The sequence below is a fragment of the Paenibacillus sp. FSL K6-1217 genome (assembly GCF_045040735.1).
Classification (GTDB): domain Bacteria; phylum Bacillota; class Bacilli; order Paenibacillales; family Paenibacillaceae; genus Paenibacillus_AQ.
Genome location: NZ_CP150271.1, coordinates 3,569,975 through 3,594,775, shown reverse-complemented (window position 1 = coordinate 3,594,775; position 24,801 = coordinate 3,569,975). Strand labels below are relative to the sequence as shown.

Annotated in this window: 18 protein-coding genes; 11 read left to right on the top strand and 7 right to left on the bottom strand. The window is 53.2% G+C overall.

Annotation, left to right across the window (positions count from 1 at the left end; translation table 11 throughout):
• Positions 1–67: 67 nt before the first annotated feature.
• The 3 genes from MHH28_RS15805 to MHH28_RS15795 all read right to left on the bottom strand — a co-directional run bounded on the left by MHH28_RS15805 (position 68) and on the right by MHH28_RS15795 (position 5,177).
• Complete coding sequence (locus tag MHH28_RS15805) at positions 68–3,244, bottom strand: ATP-binding protein (protein ID WP_405116503.1); 3,177 nt, start codon at positions 3,242–3,244, stop codon at positions 68–70.
• 78 nt (positions 3,245–3,322) lie between these two features.
• Complete coding sequence (locus MHH28_RS15800; RefSeq protein WP_405116500.1) at positions 3,323–4,183, bottom strand: EamA family transporter; 861 nt, start codon at positions 4,181–4,183, stop codon at positions 3,323–3,325.
• A 25-nt stretch (positions 4,184–4,208) separates the two neighbouring features.
• On the bottom strand, positions 4,209–5,177 hold the full coding sequence (locus MHH28_RS15795; protein ID WP_405116497.1) for a metallophosphoesterase family protein: 969 nt from the start codon (positions 5,175–5,177) through the stop codon (positions 4,209–4,211).
• Between the two features lie 885 nt (positions 5,178–6,062).
• Between MHH28_RS15795 and MHH28_RS15790 the strand changes: the two genes are divergently transcribed.
• The gene (locus MHH28_RS15790) at positions 6,063–6,833 is read left to right on the top strand and encodes a DeoR/GlpR family DNA-binding transcription regulator (protein WP_405116494.1); all 771 of its coding nucleotides are present in this window, start codon (positions 6,063–6,065) and stop codon (positions 6,831–6,833) included.
• Between the two features lie 98 nt (positions 6,834–6,931).
• Here MHH28_RS15790 and bglX read toward each other — a convergent pair whose 3' ends face one another.
• Entirely contained in the window at positions 6,932–9,097 is a 2,166-nt protein-coding gene (bglX, locus tag MHH28_RS15785) for a beta-glucosidase BglX (RefSeq protein ID WP_405116492.1), read from the bottom strand.
• Positions 9,098–9,126: 29 nt separating this feature from the next.
• Positions 9,127–12,459, bottom strand: a complete 3,333-nt coding sequence (locus tag MHH28_RS15780; RefSeq protein ID WP_405116490.1) for a GH36-type glycosyl hydrolase domain-containing protein — start codon at positions 12,457–12,459, stop codon at positions 9,127–9,129.
• 401 nt (positions 12,460–12,860) lie between these two features.
• Between MHH28_RS15780 and MHH28_RS15775 the strand changes: the two genes are divergently transcribed.
• The 5 genes from MHH28_RS15775 (at position 12,861) to MHH28_RS15755 (ending at position 18,400) form a co-directional block, all read left to right on the top strand.
• The gene (locus MHH28_RS15775) at positions 12,861–13,796 is read left to right on the top strand and encodes a sugar ABC transporter permease (protein WP_246553017.1); all 936 of its coding nucleotides are present in this window, start codon (positions 12,861–12,863) and stop codon (positions 13,794–13,796) included.
• Positions 13,797–13,823: 27 nt separating this feature from the next.
• Positions 13,824–14,726, top strand: coding sequence for a carbohydrate ABC transporter permease (locus MHH28_RS15770; RefSeq protein ID WP_405116488.1), 903 nt, complete (start codon positions 13,824–13,826; stop codon positions 14,724–14,726).
• 79 nt (positions 14,727–14,805) lie between these two features.
• A complete protein-coding gene (locus MHH28_RS15765) occupies positions 14,806–16,377 on the top strand; it encodes a DUF3502 domain-containing protein (protein ID WP_405116486.1) in 1,572 nt (523 codons plus the stop codon).
• 66 nt (positions 16,378–16,443) lie between these two features.
• Positions 16,444–17,466, top strand: a complete 1,023-nt coding sequence (locus MHH28_RS15760; protein WP_405116484.1) for a LacI family DNA-binding transcriptional regulator — start codon at positions 16,444–16,446, stop codon at positions 17,464–17,466.
• 55 nt (positions 17,467–17,521) lie between these two features.
• Positions 17,522–18,400, top strand: a complete 879-nt coding sequence (locus tag MHH28_RS15755) for a sugar phosphate isomerase/epimerase family protein (protein WP_405116482.1) — start codon at positions 17,522–17,524, stop codon at positions 18,398–18,400.
• Positions 18,401–18,472: 72 nt separating this feature from the next.
• On the opposite strand, the gene MHH28_RS15750 is transcribed toward MHH28_RS15755, so the two are convergent.
• Complete coding sequence (locus tag MHH28_RS15750) at positions 18,473–18,652, bottom strand: hypothetical protein (RefSeq protein WP_405116479.1); 180 nt, start codon at positions 18,650–18,652, stop codon at positions 18,473–18,475.
• 208 nt (positions 18,653–18,860) lie between these two features.
• Between MHH28_RS15750 and MHH28_RS15745 the strand changes: the two genes are divergently transcribed.
• Positions 18,861–20,054, top strand: coding sequence for a WD40/YVTN/BNR-like repeat-containing protein (locus MHH28_RS15745; protein WP_405116477.1), 1,194 nt, complete (start codon positions 18,861–18,863; stop codon positions 20,052–20,054).
• A 73-nt stretch (positions 20,055–20,127) separates the two neighbouring features.
• Here MHH28_RS15745 and MHH28_RS15740 read toward each other — a convergent pair whose 3' ends face one another.
• Positions 20,128–20,838: a GntR family transcriptional regulator gene (locus MHH28_RS15740; RefSeq protein ID WP_173132271.1), complete on the bottom strand. Its 711-nt coding sequence runs from the start codon at positions 20,836–20,838 to the stop codon at positions 20,128–20,130.
• Between the two features lie 309 nt (positions 20,839–21,147).
• Here MHH28_RS15740 and MHH28_RS15735 point away from each other — a divergent pair, with 309 nt between their 5' ends.
• The 4 genes from MHH28_RS15735 to MHH28_RS15720 all read left to right on the top strand — a co-directional run bounded on the left by MHH28_RS15735 (position 21,148) and on the right by MHH28_RS15720 (position 24,790).
• Entirely contained in the window at positions 21,148–22,029 is an 882-nt protein-coding gene (locus MHH28_RS15735; protein ID WP_405116474.1) for a PfkB family carbohydrate kinase, read from the top strand.
• Between the two features lie 130 nt (positions 22,030–22,159).
• Positions 22,160–23,497 carry an anaerobic C4-dicarboxylate transporter family protein gene (locus MHH28_RS15730; RefSeq protein ID WP_405116472.1) on the top strand — a complete coding sequence of 446 codons (1,338 nt, stop codon included), beginning with the start codon at positions 22,160–22,162 and terminating at the stop codon, positions 23,495–23,497.
• A 46-nt stretch (positions 23,498–23,543) separates the two neighbouring features.
• On the top strand, positions 23,544–24,380 hold the full coding sequence (locus tag MHH28_RS15725) for a sugar phosphate isomerase/epimerase family protein (protein ID WP_405116471.1): 837 nt from the start codon (positions 23,544–23,546) through the stop codon (positions 24,378–24,380).
• Positions 24,377–24,790 (top strand): hypothetical protein, encoded by a 414-nt coding sequence (locus MHH28_RS15720; RefSeq protein WP_405116469.1) that lies wholly within the window; start codon positions 24,377–24,379, stop codon positions 24,788–24,790. Before MHH28_RS15725 ends, MHH28_RS15720 begins: the two co-directional genes overlap by 4 nt.
• The last annotated feature ends 11 nt before the right edge of the window (positions 24,791–24,801 follow it).

Genomic DNA, 24,801 nt, shown 5'->3' with positions numbered 1-24,801 from the left:
AGCGTTTCCGTGGTATTGGAACCGCTGCTTTATGTTGTCGTGAAAGCCAGGCTGTATAGCTTAAGATTCAGCCCTGCCTCCGTTCAGGAATCACAAAAGATACTGTCGTGCCAACTCCAAGCTGGCTGCGGATGACCAGGCCTTCGCCGTAGAGCTGGGTCAGCCGCCGGTTGGTGTTCAACAGGCCGATGCCGCGGGAGGGCAGGCCCAACCCGCTGTCATCCAGCAGCCGGCTCACCTGCTCCTCATCCATGCCCTTGCCGTTATCCTCCACTTCGAAGGCGGTGTAGCCCTGCTCGCGGTGAATGCGGATCTGGAGCTTGCCTCCAGCCTTGCGGCTCAGCAGGCCGTGTCTGACGGCGTTCTCCACCAGCGGCTGAAGCGTAAGCGGAGGAAGCAGCAGCTCGATGCCGGAATCAACCTCCCATTCGATCTGCAGACGTTCCTCGAAGCGCGCCTTCTCAATGAAGAGATAGGATTCTATCAGCTCCAGCTCATGGGAGAGTCCAACGAGCTGCTGCGAATTCATATAATCGAAGCTGATGCGCAGGTAGGAAGAGAAGGCTTCACCGAGGTCACGCATCTTCGGCAGGTCGAATTCACTCAGCGCCAGCAGCGCGTTCAGCGTGTTGAATAGGAAATGCGGCTGAATCTGTGCCTGGAGATAAGCTGCTTCCATACGCAGGCTCTGGGTGATGGACTGCTTCAGTCCGGTCAGTGAGCGGACCCGGTATTTCAGCTCCAGAGCGTCCACCGGCTTAGCGACATAATCGTTGGCTCCGGCCAGAAAGCCGGTATAGATGTCGGCCGGCTGGTTGCGGGCCGTGAGCAGCAGGATGGGCAGCTCCGAGAGAGTGAAGCGCTGCCGGACGATCCGTGTTAATTCATAGCCGGACATGTACGGCATCATTACATCGGCGATCAGCAGGTCCCAGGGTTCGGTGCCCAGCAGCTCCAAGGCTTCCTTGGCGCTGGTAGTGGTGACCAGCTGATAATGCTCGGCCGAGAGCATGCTGGCCAGTACCTTGAGATTGACCGGATCATCATCGACGGCCAGGATGAGAGATTTGGCCATCCGGGAGGAATCCTGCATCTGCGGCAGATTCGTTAACTCCTTAGGGACTGCGAGATTGCGGATATCCGACTGCTGTAATAACAGCCGGCTCTCCTCAAGCAGCAGCCCCTGCGAATCCGGATTGTCCGGCTGCCCTGCGGCGGCTGTCTCTAGGTCCGTCATCTCCCGGGCCCCGGCAGAGGAGGCCAGCGGAAGAGTGAAGGTGAACACCGACCCTTTTCCCGGCTCTGAGTCTAGCGTAAGGTCTCCGCCGTGCAGCTCGGTCAGCTGCTTGCTGATGCTTAAGCCCAGACCGATGCCTCCTCCGTCGATGATGCCTTTGCTGCCCTGCTCATACGGCGAGAAGATCCTCGCCTGTGTCTCCTTGTCGATCCCCGCTCCGGTATCGGCTACGCTGATCCACGCCAGCTTGCCGTCGTCTGCAGCGGATACGGTGACTGTTCCCTCCTGCGTGTATTTGATAGCATTGTGCAGCAGGTTATAGAGAATCTGTACAATCCGCTTCTCATCGCCCCAGACCGGCGGCAATGAAGCGGGAAGCTCATTGCGCAGCACCAGCGGTTTGCCTTCAATCATGAATTCGAACATCCCGAGCACACCCGAGACCAGTGAACCCATAGCCAGCGGCTCCCGCTGGAGGATAATCCGCTTCTCCTGCAGACGGGTCACATCGAGCAGATCGTTCAGCATCAGGGACATTCTGCGGCTGATCGTAATAAGCAGCTCCAGATCCTTATAGCTCTGTTTGTCCAGCACCGATTGTTCCTTGGAGGCTACGGTCTGGGCAATGCTGATGATGCCATGCAGCGGCGTCCGCAGTTCATGCGAGGTATTCGCCAGGAACTGATCCTTCTTCTGGTCGCTTTCCTTGAGCTGCCGGTTGAGCAGCAGGTTCTCCTCAGCATTGCGGAAATACCGTTTGAACCAGTAAGCGGAGAAGCCGACGATGGAGGCAATGACATCTACAGGATAATACAGGATACTTGTCCGGCTATTGGATTCCAAAGCGCCGCCAATGACGCTGGAGCCGATAGCCGCTGCGGCGAACAGCAGGAAGAAAGCATCCTGCTCCTGCCGGACCACCATTCGTCCGATATAATAGACGACCCCGGTCACCGGAAGCAGGTACAGCAGGGAGAAGAACAGTCTTGCATACACTACGTCATGTGCCGGTAAGATCAGGACGTAGGCGGTATAGAGCAGAAGGAGGAGCAGATATCCCTTGAACAGACGGCCCGGACGCTCATTGGCAGAGAAGCTGCGGGTGAGCAGCAGCATGAACAGGGATACCGCAGGATAAGCCAGCATTTTGAGCTTTAGCGCCCAGGTATAGTTCACCGGAAGCCAGAGCAGCAGCAGCGTATCATTATCGGTGACGATTGAAGCGGCTACCGCCAGCAGGAGCAGGAAGAAGATCAGGAACGCTTTTTGCCGGCGGTTGAAAAAGAATAATATGCCCGCATACAAGGCGTGCAGCAGCATAATCACGAAGGTAACCAGCTGGAAGCCGATCGAATACATGCGTGCGCTGTCCACCGCTGCCTGGGAGCCGAAGCGGATCGACCTGACGATCCCGCCTTCCAGCGGGTGATCATAGTTGGCTGCCCGGACGAGAAGAACAATCTCTTGCTGTCCGGGTTCATCATAGGCTGCTGTGTAGGAGACCGCTTTGGGGAGATAGTCCTCGCGGCTCACAGCCAGCTTCCCGAAGCTCGTCTCCCTCTGTTCGTTAATATCAATGCTGGAAGCGGCTTGAATCCGCTGAATCCAGAAGCCGTAAGGCTCCGGCTGTGACGGGTCTAGCAGAATACGCAGCCTGTACGTGCCGTAGCCGAGCGAGGATTGTTCCCCTTCGGGGAAGCCGCCGCTCCAGTCGCCGGGAACCTGGACATAATTCCGGGTCGCCGGGGCCGGTCCGGCAGCATCCCCGGCGGTTAGGAATTGGCCGGGGAAGAACTCCCATTCCCCGTCCAGCCGGATGGTTGGAGAATTCCCGAAGTCCCAGCCGCGCATATCAAGCACACCCTGCTGTGCTTCAGGATGCTCAGATGCCGTATTTGCATTGACCCACAGATAGCGCAAGCCGATCAGCAGGGTCAGATATAGGAGCAGCAATAGAATATGTTTCAGATTGAGGCGGGCAGTTGCTTTTATGAAATTAATAGTCATCCTGGTTAGCTTCTTCATACCGTTTCAATTCGACATATTATGATAGTTATCCTGCCGGATCGGGCAACGACTTCGATTCTAACCCCATACGCCCACAAGCAGAATGCCGCAGAATATAACTACCGAGCATACCATCCGCCGCAAGCCCTGCCGCTCCTTCAGCAGAAGCACACCCAGGAAGGTGGCGAAGATCGTCCCGATCTCCCGCAGGGGACTGATATGGGCGAGCGGCGCCTGCTGCAGTGCGAAGAGGAACAGCAGATAAGAGCCCGGATTCAGCACACTGCCCAGCAGGATAGTGAACTTGTTGCGCCGCCATTCCTCCAGCAGCTTCCGCGATTTCAGCACCGCCGGAGTCAGTCCGGCAACGAAGCCGATATTGGTCACTTCAAGCAGCGCCAGCGGAGACAGATGCTGAAGGTTCAGCTTATCGACGAATACATAGCAGGTGGTGCATAATCCTACACAGAGCGCCATTAGCATCGGTGTGTAGTAGCCGGAACCGGAGGCTGCCAGGGAACGGTTTTTTGAGCCGATTCCGCTGAGTACGGCGAAGCCGCCAAGCATGCAGCCGATTCCGGCCCAGCCATAGATGGACAAGGATTCATTCAGGAAAAGAACACCGATCAGCGGGATGAGCAGCGTACTCGTTCCCCGCATGACCGGGTAGATCTGGGACAAATCGCCCAGCTCATAGGTTTTGGACAAAAGCCATGAATATAAGGCCTGCAGAGCTACAGAGAGCAGCAGCAGGGCGTAGGCGCCCCCGGTCAGCGGCTGATTCCACAGCTCAACCAGCAGGACAGGAAGCAGCAGAACTGTAGAGATCATCATGATCGACCACAGGAAAATGCTTTTACTCAGGCTTCTCTTGGTGAACATGCTCCAAACCGCGTGACACATCCCGGAAGCCAGCACCAAAAGAATTGGCAGCAGCATTGATAGTCAACCCCTTAAGTAATGATTAATGTTGTGGACCGTCAGCAGGGGTGGGAGGATGGACAGGCTGTTCGGACAGCAGCGAGCCGTCTTCAAGCCGGAGCCAGGTATCGAAGGACGGATCGTCCTGCTGTAACCGGATGACGCGCGCTCCCCGCATGAAGCCTTCCCGCCCGTAGGTGTTGTAGCCGGTTGCCCGGCCGTAGCTGAGGCGGATGCCATGCAGCGTGCCGGTGAAATCATTGATATGGTCATGACCGCAGAAGGTACCCGCCACATCGCCCATTTCCACCAGGGCAGTGAATAGCCCGGAGTTCAGGACCGGAGCGCAGACCTGCTCATACTTATGTCCATAGCAGACCTGGGTGGCCCACATCTCGGCATATTCAGGCAGCGGGATATGGAAGAACGCCAGTGCTGGCCGCTTGGCCGGACCTTCTCCGGGATTCAGCCGCGCAGACTGTTCGGTCAGCCAGCTGATCTGGTTCTGCCGGACCCAGTTATAGCCGGGAATCTGCTTAAGTCCGGAGTAAGCGCCGGTGTCCAGCATATAGAGGATAGCTCCAGGACTATGATCGTTGCCCTCAACCTCAAGGACATAATTGCTTGAACCGGCAAGCTCAGCCGGACCGGCTTCAGCCACACAGTGGGGATGCTCCAGGGCGATCTCCATCAGCTCGTTATAGGTCACCCCGTTCTCGGTATCATGATTGCCGAATACGAAGGCCCAAGGGACTCCGCTCTTCTCTACAGCGGCCACCGCATCGCGGAAGGCCTGCTTCGGGTCCCGGCAGGGAAGCTCGCCTTCAGAGACAGGACCGGTATAGATAAGGTCTCCTGTGAAGACAACAAGATCCGGCTGCTCCGCCTTAAGCACCCGCTCCATAAGCTCCCGGGTACGCTGATCCTCAGCCCGTCCATCTATCCAGTGCAGATCAGTGAATTGTACGATAGTGAAGGTGCCGTCTTGCCGAAATGATAATTTACTGTTCATGCGGGAAATCCCCTCTCTTGTCAATCCGATTATGAGTGTGGCAGTAAGGCGTGTGGTAATGTAATAGTGCGGCGTTTGTTGATTCAATGTGTTGTTGATTTATGTTTCTTTATGTTGTTTCATGTTGATTTTAGGCTCGTTTGATTATTCTGTCAAGCTTCCTTTATTGCTGATTGTATTCTCTGCAATAGAATTAGCCCGAGATTAGGCAGAAGCTCATTCTGCTGTAGTTCATACAATAGTTTTTACTAATATAGCTTCAAAACCTCTTCTTAGAAGAATTCTAGTGTACAAAGTGCAGCAGAGGCTACTTTTTGGACGATTTTGGAATAGTCTGCTGTATAAAATACAATGTGTGCCATACCCGTGTATCTACCAAGAATGTTTCTGTGGCAGGGGTCTCGCATTGACAAGGGGAATTCAGATTCATATACTGGTGAAAACAACATCAATACACTAAAAACAACATTATGATTAGAGATGCCCGACAAAAATTCGAATTTACTAACAAGTTCGCGCAAGTAGATTGTATGCTGTTTTTAACATACATTGGGCCTGATACCTTCGCGTAGGCACATTGTATGCTGTTTTTACCATACATTGGGCCTGATACCTTCGCGGAAGCAGATTGTATGCTGTTTTTAACATACATTGGGCCTGATTACCTTCGCGCAAGCAGATTGTATGCTGTTTTTAGCATACATTTGCCCTGGCTACCCCGTGCAGCAGCCGTCACCGGATTTCTCCCGCGAAAAGTGGCTGAGTCAAGGGAATCTGGGACAAAAGCGGCTGGATGGCCAACTATTCTCTGGTGTCACGGCCAATCCCACATAGAAAAAATAAAAGTACAATCTATAAAATTCCCTACGACAGGAGGAAGCTTGGATGTCGCTGACTTATGAAGAACGCAAGCACACGATACTCTCCCAGCTGGAGCTTGCGGGGAAGGTGCAGGTGCATTTTTTGGCTGAGCGGTTCGGTGTTACGACAGAGACCATCCGGCGCGATCTCGACCGGCTGGAGAAGGAAGGGCGGCTGCGCAAGGTGTATGGGGGAGCTGTGCGGATTCGCTCCGGGAATGATGAACCGACCTTCATGAGGCGTTCCCAGATGAATCTGGCGGACAAGCAGGCGATCGGCAGGCTCGCAGCGTCGCTCATTCAAGACGGCGAGACGATCATCCTGGACAACGGGACGACCACGCTTGAGATCATGCGCCAGCTCCAAGACCGCTCACAGGTGACGGTCATTACGAATTCGGTTCCAGTGCTGAATTGTGCGCTGGAGCATTTTCAGGGGAAGGTTATTTTTGCCGGGGGTGAGGTGAACACAGCGTATCAGGCGGCCGTGGGAATTACCTCCCATGACCTGCTGGGCCAGTTCAAGGTGAACAAGGCCTTCATCTCGGCGGGGGGAATCTCGCTCTCCGAGGGGATTACGGACTATCATCTGGAGGAGGCTCTGATCTCACGCAGGATGATGGAACGGGCGGAAGAATCCATTCTGGTTGCCGACCACTCCAAATTCGGCGTCACGACCTTTGCCCAGATTGCCCCGATCGAGCATATCTCTATGGTTCTGACGGACAGCGGCTGCTCTGCGGAATGGAAGGATACGTTTGCCCGGCTGGATATAGAGCTGCTGACTGGGTCATAATTCAGTGTGTGTTGCCCAAATAGCGCCAATCCTTGTTCACCTTCAGGTGAGCGGATTGGCGCTTTCTGTTGTGTCATTCTATTCGGGGTATTCCGGGATCAGCCGATCCAGATACGCTGTGTACTGTGGTCGCCGGAGTTTGCGCCGATCATAATATCGAAGTCTCCGGGCTCGAACACAAGCTGATCCTCCTGGCCGTAGAACATGAGCATGTCTCTGGTGATCTCGAAGGATACCGTCTGCTTCTCATGGGGGGCAAGGGTGATCTGCTTGAAGCCCTTCAGCTCTTTGCCTGGACGGACAACACTGGCGGTTACATCACGGATATAGAGCTGAACCGTCTCTTTGCCGGTAACCCCGGAGGTGTTCTCCACTTCGATGGAGGCAAGCACCTTGCCGTCTGCGGCAGCTTCTACCGTGAACCCGCTGTAGGCAAAGGTGGAATAGCTCAGGCCATAGCCGAAGCAGAACAGCGGATCATTCGGGATATCCAGATACCGGGTAACATAACGCACATTCGGGTACTGCGGATCATAAGGGCGTCCTGTCTGATAAGCGTTATAGTACACCGGAATCTGTCCCACGGAGTAAGGGAAGCTCATGGAGAGGCGTCCGGACGGGTTATAGTCGCCGAACAGCACATCTGCAATGGAATTTCCCGACTCGGTGCCGAGGAACCAGGCCTGCACCAAGGCGTCACTTGACTCAAGCACTGGCGCAAGCTCCAGCGGACGGCCGCTGAACACAATGGTGACCACCGGCTTGCCGGTTGCCTTGAGGCGGTGGATCAGCTTCTCCTGATGGGCGGACAGCCGCAGGCTGGCTTTACTGCCGCCTTCGCCGGTATCCTGCTGGTTCTCGCCTACTGCGGCAAGAATCACATCGCAATCCTTCAGCTGCTCGTAAGCCGCTTCGGAAGCATCCTCCACATCGAATACACCCTCCAGCATGCTTCCCAGTTCACCGGTCATCGCTGTGAGCAGGTCCGCTGCCGGGATTTTGCCGGTGATGCCGGTGTAGAGGGAGACCGCCGGGTCTTTCTCGGTACCGGCCCAGCCGCCAAGAACATTAATCGAGGTCGCGAAGGGACCGGCGAGGCCGATCTTCATGCCGCGCTTAAGCGGCAGGACTCCGTCCTCGTTCTTGAGCAGAACAATTGAGCGGGCACCCATCTCGCGGGCAGCCTGGAGATGCTCTGCACTGGGCTTATCGGCTTCGTCGGCTACAGGGTCGGCATCCTTGAACGGATTGTCGAACAGGCCGAGGGCATCCTTAAGCTCCAGTACCCGGGTAACCGCTTCGTCGATCAGACGGAGGTCGAGCAGGCCTTCCTCAATGAGCGAGGCAGCATGGTTCAGATAGTGGGTGGACATCATCTCGATATCCAGTCCCGCGACCAGACTCTTCAAGGCAGCTTCGCGGCCGTCTTGCGCTGCCCCGTGGGGCACCAGCTCGTTCACAGAGTTGAAGTCGGCGATAGTCACGCCATTGAAGCCCCACTCCTCGCGGAGAATGCCGCGCAGGAGCTTGCTGTTGCCGCTGGACGGGATGCGGTCAATCGTATTGAACGCAGCCATCACCATAGCGACACCGGCATCCACTGCCGCCTTGTAGGCTGGCAGATAGAACTCACGGAGTACGCCGGTGGACATGTCCACCGTGTTATATTCACGCCCGCCTTCAGGCGCCCCGTAGCCGGCAAAGTGCTTCACGCAGGCAGCGATCCGCCCCGGCTCCTTCAGGTCCTTACCCTGGTAGCCCCGGACCATGCTCTCGGTCACCCGGGCGTTCAGGTAAGGGTCCTCACCGGAGGTCTCCATGACCCGGCCCCAGCGCGGATCGCGCACGAGGTCGGTCATCGGGGAGAAGGTGAGGTGAATGCCGGCGGCAGCGCTCTCCCGAGCGGCTACCTCAGCGAACCGCTCGCAGGCATCAAGATCGAAAGAACAGCCCATGGCGAGCGGAATCGGCAGAATGGTCCGGTAGCCGTGAATGACATCGGCCATGAAGATCAGAGGGATCTTCAGGCGGCTGGATTCCAGATGCCGGGTCTGCAGCTCAATGACATTCCTTGCTCCAATGCCGTTCAGAACGCTTCCGATGCTTTTGATCACCTGCGGCTCGATATTAAGCTCTTTGAATGGACCCGTCAAATCCACGGTATCATCCAGACCCCAATAGTATGGACCAAGCTGGGTAAGCTGGGCTAACTTCTCGTCTAGTGTCATATCGTTCACGAGATCCTGGATAAACGGTTTAGTCATGGCTAACTCCTTCGTAAGCGTACTGAAAGTTATTGTGTTACATAGATATGCAGCTCATCCCCGGGCAGGGTCAGCAGGTGATTCTTGGCAATGCTTACCGCGCCCGGGCGGTATGGATTGGATAGAACCTGGCCGGTAACAGCCACGCCAGCTGCATGCACTTCCGGCGTGCGGGCCGGGCCGGAGCCAATATGATAGACGAAGGTCAGCTTCTTGCCGAAGCATTCGTAAGTGAAGCGCAGGCCGTCAAGGCTGGCCGGAAGAACCGGATCGATAATCAGCTCTTCTTCACTGAAGCGGATACCCAGAACCGCTGAGATCAGCTGATTGAGATAGATCCCGGGACCGCTGGAATACAGCCGCCAGCCGCCCTTCACCTCAACGCTACCGTCACGCAATTGGTCGAAGTTCTCCTGATAGCTGTAGCGGTCAGGGAAGTCGCCGTCCGAGCTGCTGAAGTACATGTTGCTCTGGCGCAGCTGGGCATTAGGCACGCTCTGCCGGATATTGATCGGATTGATCTGGAACAGGCCGTCCCAGGCACGCTTCGCTTCGCCCAGCTTGGCGGAAGCTTCAATATAGCGGATATGGGCATGTACATATTGCAGGCTGATCTCACGGCCGACGCTGGCTGCTTGCTCCGCACGGCGGAAGATGGTGCTTACGCCGCCTTCATAGCGGGCAGGACGGTCCATCAGGCGCACGCCGTCCGGGCAGTTCAAGTGCTCATCGATCAGGCGCAGATTGGCTGCGGCCTGCTCCGGTGTAACCAGCTCGGCAATGATGCTGCGGGTCATCGGCAATAACCGGTAGTGAATGCCGGTCTGCTGATCCAGCGGATGAAGCATATAATCAATGCTGCCGTCCTCCTGGAAGTAAGCGAAGCCGGCGATAACGCCGTCCTTGATCAGGAGCGTACGGAACGATTCCTTCATGTCTTCGGCCATAGCTGCAAGGCTGGCGGAGAATTCAGCATCGGCTGAAGTCACCTGGGACAGATTGCGGATCACCTGGAAGGCGAGTGCTACTGTCCAGGCGCTGACCAGCTTGGTCTTAAGCGCCTCATTGGCAGGCTGCAGGGTATCATCCCAGTCGCCGCCTGCATAGTTGATCAGAGCCGTGCCCGGGATGAAGCGTTCACGGATGGTCTCTACGGCAGCCTTCACGTGGGCAAGGACAGTCTCGGTCTGCTGGCTTGGCTGAGCGTCCGCCAGATGGTGATAGCCGATTTTCTCGTCAAGAATCGAATAGTCTCCGGTAGCCATGATGTAATCGCTGATACATTTGAGCGGCCAGAGCACAACGTCGCCGTGCCATTCATGGGCCTGGACCGGATGCTGATCGAACATGAACCATTGCGGCCATTCCCGGCTCTCCCACAGCTGATGCGAGTAGATCTTCAGCAGCACATTGCGGGCCAGCTCATAATGCTGGGTCATCAGGAAGTATTCCATCGGCCCCTGGCAGACATCGCGTGTACCCCAGGCTGCTCCGCCCGGCTGTTCAAGACCATGCGGCATGATGAAGTGGGTCATCGCGTTATGGGTGTACCACCATGCGGTCTCGTTCAGAATGTCGATTCTTGACTGCTCGGCGCCACCGATCTCAAGCTGGAAGCCGGAAGTGAACGAAGCGTAGAATTCGTTATACTGCGCCTGTTCCTTCTCCAGAGTGTAAGGTGCCGCCAGCGGAAGCGCATCCGCTGCTGTAAGCCTGCCCTGAAGCACGAGCTGGAAGCCAGGCGACTGCGTCACCGACAAGGTAAGCAGGGTGCCGTTGCGCGGCTGTCTGTCGGCATAGAACATCCGGTCATCACTGTAAGTATAAGAGGTTCCCGGCAGCTGGATATCGAAATGCAGGCCCGGATAAGGAAGCTTCTGAAGGGACGCTTCATCAGGAAGAAGCTGCAGGATACCGTCCTTCGCTTCAACCCGTACCGGATGCTGGAATTCATGCTCGCCCATCACCAGCTGGTTCGTGATCAGATAATCGTAGGATCTGCCCAGCTTCGAGCTGACCTGAAGGGCAACATCCGGCTGGCCTGCTGCGGCGAGCGAGGTAACCGTCAGCACATCGTCTTCCAGCTGATAATGCCATTTCGCAAAATTCACGCCCATCTCGTAAGCCGCAGGCAGCGTAAGAATCCGGTAGACCCCGTCCATGCGGACGTAGATCCGCTGACCGCTGTTCCGCTGAATGTTCAGCAGCCCGCGCGGCGTGGAGATCCCTTTATGAAACGAAGTATTCCCCACCACGGTCTGTCCGTTGAAAATCCCGTACATATAGTTGGTGGAAGAGATCAGGTTGTTGTCTACCTGCTTGTCTCCAAGCAGCGAGGTAATGATATGGCCATGCGGACGTTCAACCAGCAGCTCTTTAGGTTGCAGGACCACATGGACATGCCCGTCTGTGAAGAAGGAGAGCAGCTGGCCATTCTCGGTCTCCTCAAGCTTCCGGTTAGGGAAGGCAGCATCGATCTGGTCCTGTGACCACTGCGCGGAGACATAAGGCTTGCCGATATCGTCACTCAGTACAGGGACATCCTGGCTTGGCACGGCTTCCTTGCCGCTCCAATCGATCTCTGCATAAGCCGCCTGCAGCTCAGCCTGGAATTCAAGCTCTGTAACAGCGGAAGGATGATTCGGACGGAATAGGCCGTAGAAGGCGAACTGGACCGGAGCCGACAGGACCATAGTCTCAGTCTGGAGCGCGGTGTAGGCCAGCTCGTACTGATAATTACGGTTCTGCAGATTGCCGGCCAGCGCCTCCGGCACATAGGTTCCTTTATAGGAAATGCCAAAGAACTGCATACCATCGGTGGAATAGCCCACTGCCCGTGAACCGACTACACCCTGCTGGAGATACGGAAAGTCCGTTCCCTGCGGCTGGTTCTGGCGCGAGCATACGGCGTAGCCCTGCGGACCTTCCCAGATGCTGTGATCCAGATATTGGCTCATATACAGCTCGTTGGCGAGAATGCCGCCTTTCTCTGCGATGCCGACATCCTGGCCGTACACTACATCCACAGTCTCGCCGCTGCCGGAGAGCTGAAGCTGCCAGAACCAGATGCCGTCCTTGGCCGGTGCGAAGGTGACCCGGTAGCTGATTGCTTCTATAGAACCTTCAAAAATCAGTTTGTCAGCGGAACGGGAGAGCCTGGAGCCTGAGCGGATGCCCAGCAGCGGATAGCTGTTGATTCCTTGCTCCGTATATACGCGCAGATAGATATTATTGGAAGAGCCATCTGCCGGATTGCCTTGGAACAGATTAATAAGTGTAGAGCCCTGCGTGAATTCAAAAATATCTCCTGTAGGCAGGAATGTATACGACAGGTCATCACGGGTTAAGGTAATCATGTTCATTTGTTGTGTGAATATCATATCGAGCCTCGCTTTCCAGTGCTTGATTAGGACATGAAATGGTTCAGAATGGGGGGATTCATCATCAGATGTCACAAAAGAGGTTTACATGTCCGTATGAAAATCAAATAGAAACGTTTCCATAAGCGATTCATTTCGAGTTTAGACTTTCGACGGAAAAAAGTCAATTATCTATAAAAAAACCGCCTTTTTATATATTATGATCTGTTTAATGTAAAATTATTACTTGTTATTTGAAAATAAAAAATGTTTGACAGCGTATACAAGGAAGGAGTATGCTCTGAGCAAGGGGAAACACAAAGAATTAATGGAAACGTTTCTATATTGGCGAAAATGGTTAATCATTGCAGTGGAATGCATTGTTCATTTAGGAGGTGGGCTCATTGGCAAGATTTGTACAATCGGGCGGAAATATCGTCCGGGAATTATTGAAGAACAAAGTGCTGTATCTCATGCTGTTGCCTGTCATTGTGTATTTTGCTGTGTTTCATTATGCGGTAATGCCGGGCGCTTACGTTGCATTCGTAGATTACAAGCTCAACAAAGGGATCTTTGGCAGTGACTTTATCGGACTCAAGAATTTCGAGTTCCTGATTCAGAACGGAGACCTCTGGAATATCACCAAGAATACTTTGCTCTACAATCTGGTGTTCCTTGCACTGGGTAACATCATCCAGATTGTATTTGCCATCATGCTGTCGGAGATTGCAGGCAAGTGGTTCAAGAAGATCTCCCAGTCGGTTATTCTGCTTCCGAACTTCATCTCGATGGTTATCGTCGGCGTGTTCGCGTATAACCTGTTCAACTTCAACTCCGGGTTTATCAATACGATGCTTACCAGTACAGGCTTAGACAAGATTGAGTTCTACTCCGACGCTGGAATCTGGAAATACATTATTGTAGCGTTCAAAATCTGGGCAAGTACCGGTTACGGTATGATTGTCTATCTGGCAGCTATAACGGGGATCAACCATGATCTTTATGAAGCAGCCTATATGGATGGCGCCACTACCTGGCAGCGTATCCGTTATATGACTCTGCCGATTCTGAAGCCAACCTTCATTCTGCTCCTCCTGTTCGGTATGGGCGGAATTCTCAAAGGCTCCTTCGACCTCTTCTACAATTTGATTGGAACAAACTCCGTGCTGTATCCGCAGACGGATATTATAGATACGTATGTCTTCCGGTCGCTCGTGGGACAATTTAACTTCTCCATGGGTGCTGCTGTAGGCTTCTACCAATCCTTATTCGGTCTGGTTCTGGTGCTTGTCGTTAACTTTATTGTGCGTAAGGTTGAACCGGATAGCGCGTTGTTCTAAGACAAGATAAGAAACAGGGGTGTTAATATGGCAAGTAATACTATTAAAATCAAACAGGATTCAGGCAGCATTTTCATTAAGGTGATCAGCTACATTTGCATCTCCGTGTTTGCCCTGTTCTGTGTGTTTCCTTTTGCGCTGATGATCTCTTCCTCCTTCATGAATGAGCAGGAGATTATCCGCGAGGGGTACAAGCTGATACCGAATGAGGTCTCTTTCAAGGCCTATGAATTGTTGCTCAGTAACTCCGACAAGCTGGTGGATGCTTATCAGGTAACGATCTTTATCACAGTCGTCGGTACGGTGCTCGGGCTGTTCATGATGTCCATGGCCGGATTTGTCCTGAACCGCAAGGATTTCAAATACCGTAACTTCTTCTCCTTCCTGATCTATTTCACCACCTTGTTCAGCGGAGGATTGATTCCGACTTACATCCTGATGGTTAAGCATCTGCACCTCAAGGACAACCTGTTCGCCATGATCCTGCCGGCGGTGGTAGGGGCGTGGTCGATCTTCCTGATGCGTAACTTCATGAAGGCGATCCCGGATTCCCTGTATGAATCCGCGACGATTGACGGCGCAGGCGATTTCCGCATTTACTGGCGGATCTTCATGCCGCTGGCGGTTCCGTCACTGGCAACGATTGGTCTGTTCTCGGCACTGGGCTTCTGGAATGAGTGGTACAACGGAATGCTGTACATGGACACTCAGAGCAAATTCCCGCTCCAGTACTTCCTGCAGCGCATGATCAATCAGGCGAATATGGGCAGTCTCATCAACTCGGGGGCGGTCATTAATACAGCCGATCTGCCGACCCAATCGATCAAAATGGCTACAGCCGTGCTGGCCACAGGCCCGATCATTCTCCTGTATCCATTCATTCAGCGTTACTTCGTAACCGGTCTTACCATCGGTGCTGTTAAGGGTTAATGGACGCCTGCTTCAATTGAAGGGTGTTTGTTATAGATGCAAAATCCATAATATAGAAAAGAAAAGGGAGGCTTACCGAATGAAAGGTAAAAAGATTGCTTCTTCTCTAGCTGCTGTCCTCATGCTTACTGGAGTGCTATCCGCTTGTTCGTCAAGCAATAATGCAAATGGAAATACGGGTTCGTCGAATACTCCATCCTCTTCCACTAATTCCGGAGGCGTAGACACTTCTAAGGAAGCGAAGCTGACGTACTACCTGTGGGGCAGCGAAGGAGTTACCAATAAAGACATTCTGGCCGAGATCAACAAGAAGCTTAAGGCCGATCTGAATACTACGCTTGAAATCAAATATATTGACTGGGGAGACGTAGCTACCAAGTATCCGCTGCTGTTCGCTTCCGGTGAATCGTTCGATCTGTCGCATGCTTCTCCGGGTGCTCCTGTGTCCTACTACACCCTGGCTACTGAAGGTGCGCTGACTGACATTACCGACATGCTGGACAAGGTAGCGCCTAAGCTGAAAGCGGAGATTCCAGAAACCTCCTGGCAGAACACCAAGGTAGATGGCAAAATCTACGGCGTACCGAGTCTGTTCAGCGAATATACGCCTGCCGGTTATGCTTATCGTACCGATCTGCTGAAGAAATACGGTATGACTGAAATTAAGACAATCGATGATATGGTTAAATACATGGATAATGTAGTGGCCAAGGAATCCTTCCCGCCAATTAACGGTAAGGCTGAGGATGCACAGAACATGTACAGAATGCTCGTAGATACTACAGGCATGTGGCTGAACGCACCTGGTATCTCGCTGAATGAATTGAACCTGGTCACTAAGAGCCCAGAGGATTACAAGACTGTATTCCATCCGGCCTTCACCCAGGAATTCGAGGATTGGGCTGTGAAAATGCGTGAGTGGGGCGACAAGGGCTACTGGGGCAAAGACGTTCTGTCCGCTTCCCTCGGCAGCAAAGACAACTTCAGAGCCGCGAACTCTGCGGGTTATCTGACTCATGCACAAGACTGGATCGGCCAGTATGGCGGAGATATCAAGGCGCTGCCTAATTCTCCAACAGCCTTCTATACTTTTGCTGAAGCAAATAAGAAAATCAAACGTAAGATGGGTGTAGACAACTCGACAGTTATCAGTGCGAACTCCTCTAACCCAGAGCGTTCTCTGATGGTGATTGAGAAATTCATGACCGATGAAAGCTACTACAACCTGATGCAATACGGTATCGAAGGCAAGCACTACGTGATTGAAAACGGCGTGAAGAAACAGCCTGCAGGCTTCAATGAAAAAACAGACGGCGGCGGCTTCTCGGCCTGGTCGCTCAGAAACGATAAGTTCGTGATTCCTAGTGATACTGAGAACCCGATCCGTAAAGATCTGTTCGCTGCATGGGATAAAGAAGCTATCGATGATCCATACAACGGCTTCAGCTTCGACCCGGCTAATGTAACTACCGAAATTGCTTCGATCTCGAACGTGAATGCACAGCTTGGTATTCAGCTCATGCTGGGTAAAACAAACAAAGATCCAAAAACAGCTGTAGCAGAATACCGCGATCAGCTGAAAAAAGCAGGAGTTGACAAGGTCATTGCCGAAGTAGAGAAACAATTGGCAGAATTTACACCTGTTAACTAAAAGAATGACATAGGTTACAGGGGAGCTATGATGAATAGCTCCCTTACCTATAAATGGGGGAGTAGTGTGGACGTAAACATTAAGGATATCGCCAGGATATCCGGTGTGGGCATCTCAACAGTGTCCAGAGTCATCAATAATAAGGGTCTGGTGAGCAATGCTACCCGGGAGAAGGTTCTAAGTGTCGTCAAGGAATACAATTATATTCCCAATTCCAATGCGCGGAATTTGAAAACCACGCAATCCAAGAACATTGCACTCATGGTTAAAGGGATTACCAATCCGTTCTTCGCCATTATGATCAAAGAAATTGAGCGTCAGGTCAATCTTCGCGGGTATCCGTTTCTCATCCATCAGGTAGAGGACGGGACCGATGAGATCAACGCTGCAATTCAGCTGGTGAAGGAAAAGAATCTTAGCGGGATTATTTTCATGGGCGGTACTTATAATCACTCCGAAGAGAAGTTCAAGCAGCTGACGGTTCCGTTTGTACTAACGACCATTACCACCTCACAGGAAGTAGACCCGTCCATCTTCTCAAGCGTAACTATCGATGAATCCAAGGAAGCCTACAAGGCGACCTCCTATTTAATTTCGCTCGGACACAAGAACATTGGCTTTCTCGCTAAGTCACCTTTACTGGAAGACACTACCGGCAGCCGCCGGTTAAGCGGTTACAAGATGGCACTCGAAGAACATCATTTGCCTTACAACGCAGGGCTTGTTGAAGATTGTGAATACAGTCCAAGCTCGGGCTTCAACGCTGCACGCAGACTGCTTAACCGCGACAGATCAGTGACGGCAATCTTCGCTGCCTCCGATACCATTGCCATCGGTGCAGCCAAGGCGGTGCTTACCGCAGGCTTATCTATTCCTGATGATATGTCCATTATCGGTTTCGACGGCATTGAGATGGGAGAATATTACCACCCTGCGCTGGATACCATCAGCCAGCCGGGAACTGAAATGGCGCTGTCGAGTGTGGGGGTCCTGTTTGATCTGATCACCAAACATTCAGCCCATCAGCATATTGTCTATGATGCGGTATTGCTCAAACGGGGCTCTTGCAAGATGATCAAGGGCCGGTAACAGCAGGGCGCTGACTATAAACGTATTGGAGTTGAACCTAAGGATGCAAGAATCTTTGAGAATAGGCACTTTGGTCCGTGGCGGTGAAGCCCTTCAGGTCATTCCGCAGATTGTGAGGCATGGCTTCGAATCCTTCCAGTTGAATTTCTGGCAGACGATTGGCGGTACCGATCTGGCGGAGACGGCAGCCCGGATTCGGGAGCTGGCTGCTGAACATCACTTCGTGATCTCCTCTGTCGGAATCTATGGCAATCCGCTAGGCGGCAACCCCGAGAGCGGAGATACCCTTGCCGGCTGGGAGCAGTTGATTGAACATGCCCACTTGTTCGGCACAGATATGATCGGCGGCTTCACCGGACGGCAGCCCGGCTCGTCCATTGACGAATCGCTTCCGAGATTCGCCGAGGTATTCAGTGAGCTGTCGAAGCGGGCGGCGGACAAGGGACTGCGGATTGCCTTTGAGAACTGTGCAATGGGCGGAAGCTGGCAGAAGGGCGATTGGAATATCGCCCACAACCCTACTGCGTGGGAGAAGATGTTCAACGCCGTTCCAGCAGACAATCTCGGGCTGGAATGGGAGCCTGCCCATCAGCTCACCGCGCTAATTGATCCGGTTCCGCAGCTGCGTAAATGGGTGGATAAGATCTTCCATGTTCATGGCAAGGATGCGACGATTGCCTGGGATATAGTCAAGGAGTACGGGATTCATGGTCCTAAGCCTTACGTATGGGACCGTACACCGGGCTTCGGGGATACCAACTGGACGGATATCATCACCATTCTCCGGCAGGGCGGCTATCAGGGCACCATCGATATCGAGGGCTGGCATGATCCGGTCTACCGTGATGAGCTGGAGATGACCGGCCAGGTCCATGCGCTGAATTATCTGAAGCAGTGCCGGGGCGGAAGTATGATACCCAATCCGGTTGTATGAGTGTAAAAGAAAGACCTCATGATTCACATCTCCTGATGTGGCCGTGAGGTCTTTTTGGTTGTAGTTATGTGATTAGATGAATCGCTTAATGGTCCAATAGGGAACGGTGAAATTCCCTTTATTCGTTTCAATATGCAGTGCATCTGAGGAGTGGTCGATTTTGCATAGTCCGGTGTAGGTTTCTCCGCTGATCAAGTGCACGCGCTGCCACATATTGGAGAGAAGTGCATACTGAACATCTTGTTTGATCATACTCTTCACTTCCTCCTTGAATGCGGTGTGCATGTAAGCTTCGTTACTTATTAATTAACCATTCCGGAGGGAATCTAATTAGCGAAATAGGTTACAGTTTTGTACCCTTTCACACCTACATTGTGGGTCTCAGATGGAGTAATATGTTCATGTACTGTCAGAGTAACGTTCTGCTCAGAGGGTATATATATTCTAGGAGGTGTCACCCATGAATTGGACAACCAGATTGCAGCAGATCACCGCAACGCTCCTTACCGCAAGTCTAATCTCTCTAGCTGGCTGGGGGGCGTCAGCTTCTCCGGTTCAGGCATCGGCAGCACCGGCTCCTACTCCGCCGCAGGGCTGCAGCACCGGAGACCATGGGCTACTTAAGGGCCTGCAGAAGGCGCACCAGGGGGCGGAAGCGCAGCCGCTGGTCTTCTCGGATGTAGAGTTCCTAAGTTCAGATACGGGGCGGGCAGCCGGGAACGGGTTCCTGATTGGAACCTCGGACGGAGGCTGTCACTTCCAGAAGATCTATGAAGGGCAGTGGAATTTCCGGCAGATGGATTTCCCGGATAATGTTCATGGCTGGGCACTTGCCGCAGTCAAGGACGGTCAGGCTAATTATCTGATCCGCACCGCTGATGGAGGCTCTACGTGGACAAGGCTGTCGAACAAGGCCGTGACCTTTGAATCGGTAGAATTTCTGGACAGCAGCAAGGGATTCGGCTACAACCGGAACTCTACTTACTATACGAACGATGGCGGGGAGAGCTGGAGCCTGATCAAGACACCTGCCAATACCCGCGGAGCCTATTTCACCAGCCGTAACAGCGGATGGGCTGCGGTTGTTGTGCCGGGCAGCGGATATCAGATAATGCGGACGGCTGACGGCGGGGCGAACTGGAAGCGGATGCTGAACGTTCCATATGCTGATCCTAGTTACGGACAGCTCTACGCCAATGCCAGTCAGGTATACGCTGTACTCTACGGCGGTTCCGGAATGTCGCAGACCTCGTATTCAGTCTACGGCAGCTCTAACGCCGGAGTAAGCTGGACCCGGGTGATTGCCCAGGAGACAGCAGGAGGTGGACCGGCTCCGGGTAGCGGCGCGGCCACGGTGAAGAAGGGACCGGCTTCCGGTACCCCCGGCAATATGGTGCTGATCGGCAAGACAACGGCTTTCCTGGCAGGTTACCAGCCGGCAGCGGAAGAAGTGGGCGTCGGGCTTACCAAGAACAACGGCCGGACCTGGAGTAATCAGAAGGCGGTTCCCGGATTCGGGGGAGTCATCTCATTCACCGATCATAACCGGGGCTGGCTGGCAGTCAGAGGCATGAACAGCTCTACACTGTACGTTACCAAAGATGCAGGAGCTACCTGGACAGCCAGATTTTCTTTTGAGAATACAGGGCAGTAAATAACATAGTTGTCACAACCAAAAGACGGGTCTTCTCCCTGGAGGGAGAGGACCCGTCTTTTGGTTGTTAATCTCACACAATTAACTCGAACTTGTCGCCCAGAATAAGCTGTTTGGAACGGTGGATTTTATTGCCGTCTGTACCGGATACGGTGCTCTTGATACTGAGCAGCGGATGGTCTTCCGCGATATTCAGGTAGGTGGCTACGTCAAAGGTGGCGTACTCAAGCACGATGTATTTTCTGGCGTGCCCGAATGACACCTTATATTTAGCTCTTAAGATTTCATACAGCGACTTGTCGTTCAAATCTTCATTCAGCAGAAACGAATAAGAGGAAGGGAAGCGCGAATACTCCACGGAGATCGGCACGCCGTCGGCGTAGCGTATACGCTCGATATTGATCACCTTGTCGCCGGACTTCAGTCCCAGATGCTCCTGATCGGAGAGGGTGGCGTCTTCAATCACGCATTTGATGACCTTGGCTCCCGGAACTTTGTTCTGCAGTCTGCATGTATCGCTGAAGCCGATCGTCTCGGCAACGTTCTTCTTGATTCTGTCTTTGGTGATGAAGGTACCTTTGCCCGGTATACGCACCAGGTAGCCTTCAGAGGTGAGTGAGTCCAGCGCGGCGCGGACCGTCACCCGGCTTACCTGGTTGGCCTCGCTGAGTTCCAGCTCCGTGGGCAGTTTATCTCCGGGCTGCAGGGAGCCGCTGTGAATGGAGTCTAATATTTTCTCTTGAAGCTGTTTGTATAAAGGCGATGACTCGGAAGGGTCAAGCATGTATTTACCTCCAACTTGTGAAATCAATACAGAATATATCCAGAAATTGCTTGTCTAACCAGGGCAGACTTAGAGCGAAATGTATTGTATTGTTTTAATACTATATTTATATAGTATAACAATCTGGGGCATTTGTTAACACTGCACAACCTTTTCTGCCCGGAAAGGCAGCGGAAAAATAAAATGAAAGCCCTATCTTGCGTCATGTATTGCTTTGTGTTAATATAACCTCATAACATTCCAATACAAAAGCCGGCATGGAGTGAATTTGAAAAGTATGTATCATACAAGAGAGGAAAAATAGGGGAGATGAAACAAATTATTGAATCCTTTAAAGTAATCGGCATCGGCGACAATGTAGTCGATAAATATGTCCATCAGGGGATGATGTATCCCGGCGGGAATGCCTTGAACTTCTCTGCTTACGCAGCCATGTGCGGTGTCCAGTCCGCCTATCTGGGGAAATTCGGCAACGATGAGGTCGCCCGGTACATTCAGCAGGTCATTGATGAGCTAGGGATTGACCGCAGCCGCTGCCGCAGCTACGAAGGGGAGAACGGTTATGCACGGGTTACGCTGGAGGAGGGGGACCGCGTATTCCTCGGGTCCAACAAAGGCGGTATCGCCAAGGAACGGGCGTGGGAGTTCACCGGCGGTGATCTGGAGTACCTGAAGCAGTTTGCCGTGATTCATACGAGTCTGAACAGTTACATTGAGCAGGATCTGAGCGTTCTGCGGGAGAGCGGGGTACCCGTATCCTATGATTTCTCTGTCCGCTGGAACGACGAGTATCTGCAGCAGGTCTGCCCTAATATAGACATCGCATTTCTGTCCTGTAGCCATTTAACGGCAGAGGAGCGGGAACGGGAGATGCGCAAGGCGCAGCGGCTTGGTGTCAAGGTTGTGGTTGGAACAGTAGGCGAAGAGGGGTCCTATGCCCTGTACGGTGATGAATGGGTGTACCAGCAGGCCGTTTCGACGGATGCGGCAGACACGATGGGAGCGGGAGATTCTTATATTACGGCTTTCCTCATGGAGCTGATCCGGAGTGCAGAGGATCGGCGCATCGAATTTGGCCCGCAGGACAAGCTCCTTGAAGATATCAAATCAAGCATGGGTAAGGGAGCAGAGTTTGCAGCTCAAATCTGCCGGGTTCACGGAGCTTTTGGATTCGGGGCGCCACTGGTCTGATTGGCCGGTGGGACTCCATTCTTGTCCTAATATTGTAAGCGTATTCAACTTAGAGAAAAGCCGCCTGTGAAGTCAGAAGACGCGGCTAATGATCGGTGAAGTCAGTACAAACTATAAAAGGGGAATTTTTATGTTCTGGTTTGAACTCTTGATCATTTTCTTACTCATATTCTTTGGCGCCAGAGTCGGCGATGTCTTTATGGGACTGCTTGGCGGTGTAGGTGTGGCGATCTTCGTATTTCTGTTCCGGGTGCAGCCTGCCTCGCCTCCGGTGGATGTCATGCTCATTATTTTGGCGGTGGTGCTGGCGGCTTCCGCGCTTCAGTCTTCGGGCGGCCTGAACTTCCTTGTCCGGGTTGCGGAGAAAATGCTGCATAAATCGCCGAAGAATGTGACCATCATCGCCCCGGTTATTTCCTGGTTATTCACCTTCCTGTCCGGGACAGGGCATGTCGTGTATAGTCTGCTGCCGATCATTAACAAACTGGCCATCGACAGCGGCATCCGGCCTGAGCGCCCGATCTCCAACAGTATTATTGCGTCACAGCAAGCCATCACCTGTTCACCGGTATCCGCGGCGACCGCCGCGATGCTGGGTCTGATGGCACCGTTCGGGGTCGAGCTCGGCACGATCCTGACCATTGCCATTCCTTCCACGCTGCTGGGAGTCATTGTGAGTGCGCTTCTAACGCTCCGTAAGGGAAAAGAGCTGGCGGAGGACCCGGAATACCTGCGCAGACTGGCCGAAGGGCTGATGGATGAGGGGCTGACAGAGCGGGCTGCACCGGAAGAGAAGAAGGACAGCAGCGCGGTGCCCAAAGGCGCGAAAACCGCAGTGCTCTTGTTCCTGCTTGGAGTTCTGTCCATTGTCGTTCTGGGCTTGTTCCCTGAGCTGCGTCCTTCCTGGACGGCAGACGGGACGACAACCGTGCTATCCATGGCCCTTACCATTGAGATTGTGATGCTCGTCTGTGCTTCCCTGATTATTATTTTCTGCCGGCCGGCCATTGAGACAATTCTGAACGGCTCCATTTTCCGGGCGGGGGCGCTGGCCATGGTCTGCGCGTTCGGTCTCGCTTGGATGAGCAGTACGTTTATCGGCGGGCAGACGGAGTTTATTCAGGAGCATGTGACGGCCATTGTTAACAGTCAGCCCTGGATGCTTGCGGTAATTATGTTCATCGTTGCTGCGCTTACAACAAGTCAGGGCGCGACCACCCTAATCATGATTCCGATTGCCATAGCGCTTGATCTGCCGGTCTATATTATCGTAGGCGCATGGATGGCGGTTAACGCCAACTTCTTCCTGCCTGTATCCGCCCAATGCCTTGCGGCTATCTCGTTCGATACGGCGGGTACAACCAAGATCGGCAAATACGTGCTGAATCACAGCTTCATGGTGCCGGGAATGATTAACATCGTTATTTCTGTCGTTACGGCAACGCTGCTGGGAAGCATCCTCACTTAAGAGAAGATAGGTAACCGGAGAACATACAAGGAGGAATTCAACCATCATGATACAACTGGATCAGATCGCAACCGCGAACTTTCACTACAAACGATATTCGCTGAACTATTTCCTGGACTCGTCTGCCCGGCTTGGATTCAAGAATATTGAGCTGTGGGCGTCCGGCCCCCATTTCCACCTGGATTATTACACGCCGCAGGATGTCCGGGACTTGAAGCAGAGCATCCAAGACCGGGGCCTCAAGGTCATCTGTCTCACCCCTGAGCAGAGCGTATATCCGATTAGCATCAGCCATCCCGACCCGGTGTACCGTAAGGCAAGCGTGGAGTTTTTTTGCCGGCATATCGAAACGGCTGTTCAATTGGACTGTAACCAGATGCTGGTGACTACAGGCCTTGCTTATCTGGACGCTGATGATTCCGACATGTGGAACTGGTGCAGGGAATCGCTTGAGCAAATCTGCAGAACCGCAGAAAGGGAGGGCGTCATTTTACCGCTGGAGGCCTTTACGTCCTACTCTACCCATGTATTTAACACCGCAGCGCACATCGCCAAAATGATCCGGGAAGTAGGCAGTCCCAACCTGAAGGGGCTGGCGGATACAGACGTTATGGCGGTGACAGGTAAAGATACTATTCACGACTTCATCCGCGAGCTTGGCGGCAATATGACATATGTGCATTTTGTGGACGGCAATCCCGGCGGACATCTGGTGCCCGGCGAAGGCAAGCTGCCGATGGGAGAGGCGCTGCAGGCTCTGGACGACTGCGGATACAAGGGATATCTGGGTCTGGAGCTGCTTGACCGCAGATATGTGCTTGACCCTGAGCAGGCAGTGCGGAATTCGCTGGCCTGGTTCGAGAAGCAGGGGGTACTTAGATGAAGGCTGGTATATACGAATATGAGGGCACAGGGATCGAATGTGTCTATAAAAACAAGGAATGGCTCGTCTGCATCAAGAACTGGAAGCCGGATAACGACATCGACGGCATTCACCGGCTGGAGGTTCATCTGGAGACGGATGAACAGTTCATTCCGGTTCACGGCAGAAGTATTCTGCTGGTGGCGGACCGCAAGGACGGTAGGTTCAGCATCAGGCTGATCGAAATGGAGATCGGCAAGGTGTACAACGTACCGAAGAACACCTGGTTCTATACGATTGTTGAACGGGACTCCAAGCTCGCCTATGTGCAGCACGCCGATACCTCGAACGATAACAGCGAATACTGCGCATTGTCCGAGTCTGAGCTGGCGGATGTGAAGGCTGGAGCCCGGGAGATCTGGAATCTGTAGGATTGGAATGG

Bases quoted from the DNA above. Each gene is read 5' to 3' on its own strand.
- MHH28_RS15780 (WP_405116490.1), bottom strand. From the start codon at position 12,459: ATGAACATGATTACCTTAACCCGTGATGACCTGTCGTATACATTCCTG.
- MHH28_RS15765 (WP_405116486.1), top strand. From the start codon at position 14,806: ATGAAAGGTAAAAAGATTGCTTCTTCTCTAGCTGCTGTCCTCATGCTT.
- MHH28_RS15720 (WP_405116469.1), top strand. From the start codon at position 24,377: ATGAAGGCTGGTATATACGAATATGAGGGCACAGGGATCGAATGTGTC.
- MHH28_RS15790 (WP_405116494.1), top strand. From the start codon at position 6,063: ATGTCGCTGACTTATGAAGAACGCAAGCACACGATACTCTCCCAGCTG.
- MHH28_RS15795 (WP_405116497.1), bottom strand. From the start codon at position 5,177: ATGAACAGTAAATTATCATTTCGGCAAGACGGCACCTTCACTATCGTA.
- MHH28_RS15725 (WP_405116471.1), top strand. From the start codon at position 23,544: ATGATACAACTGGATCAGATCGCAACCGCGAACTTTCACTACAAACGA.
- MHH28_RS15740 (WP_173132271.1), bottom strand. From the start codon at position 20,838: ATGCTTGACCCTTCCGAGTCATCGCCTTTATACAAACAGCTTCAAGAG.
- MHH28_RS15770 (WP_405116488.1), top strand. From the start codon at position 13,824: ATGGCAAGTAATACTATTAAAATCAAACAGGATTCAGGCAGCATTTTC.
- MHH28_RS15805 (WP_405116503.1), bottom strand. From the start codon at position 3,244: ATGACTATTAATTTCATAAAAGCAACTGCCCGCCTCAATCTGAAACAT.
- MHH28_RS15750 (WP_405116479.1), bottom strand. From the start codon at position 18,652: ATGATCAAACAAGATGTTCAGTATGCACTTCTCTCCAATATGTGGCAG.
- MHH28_RS15735 (WP_405116474.1), top strand. From the start codon at position 21,148: ATGAAACAAATTATTGAATCCTTTAAAGTAATCGGCATCGGCGACAAT.
- MHH28_RS15730 (WP_405116472.1), top strand. From the start codon at position 22,160: ATGTTCTGGTTTGAACTCTTGATCATTTTCTTACTCATATTCTTTGGC.
- bglX (WP_405116492.1), bottom strand. From the start codon at position 9,097: ATGACTAAACCGTTTATCCAGGATCTCGTGAACGATATGACACTAGAC.
- MHH28_RS15800 (WP_405116500.1), bottom strand. From the start codon at position 4,183: ATGCTGCTGCCAATTCTTTTGGTGCTGGCTTCCGGGATGTGTCACGCG.
- MHH28_RS15745 (WP_405116477.1), top strand. From the start codon at position 18,861: ATGAATTGGACAACCAGATTGCAGCAGATCACCGCAACGCTCCTTACC.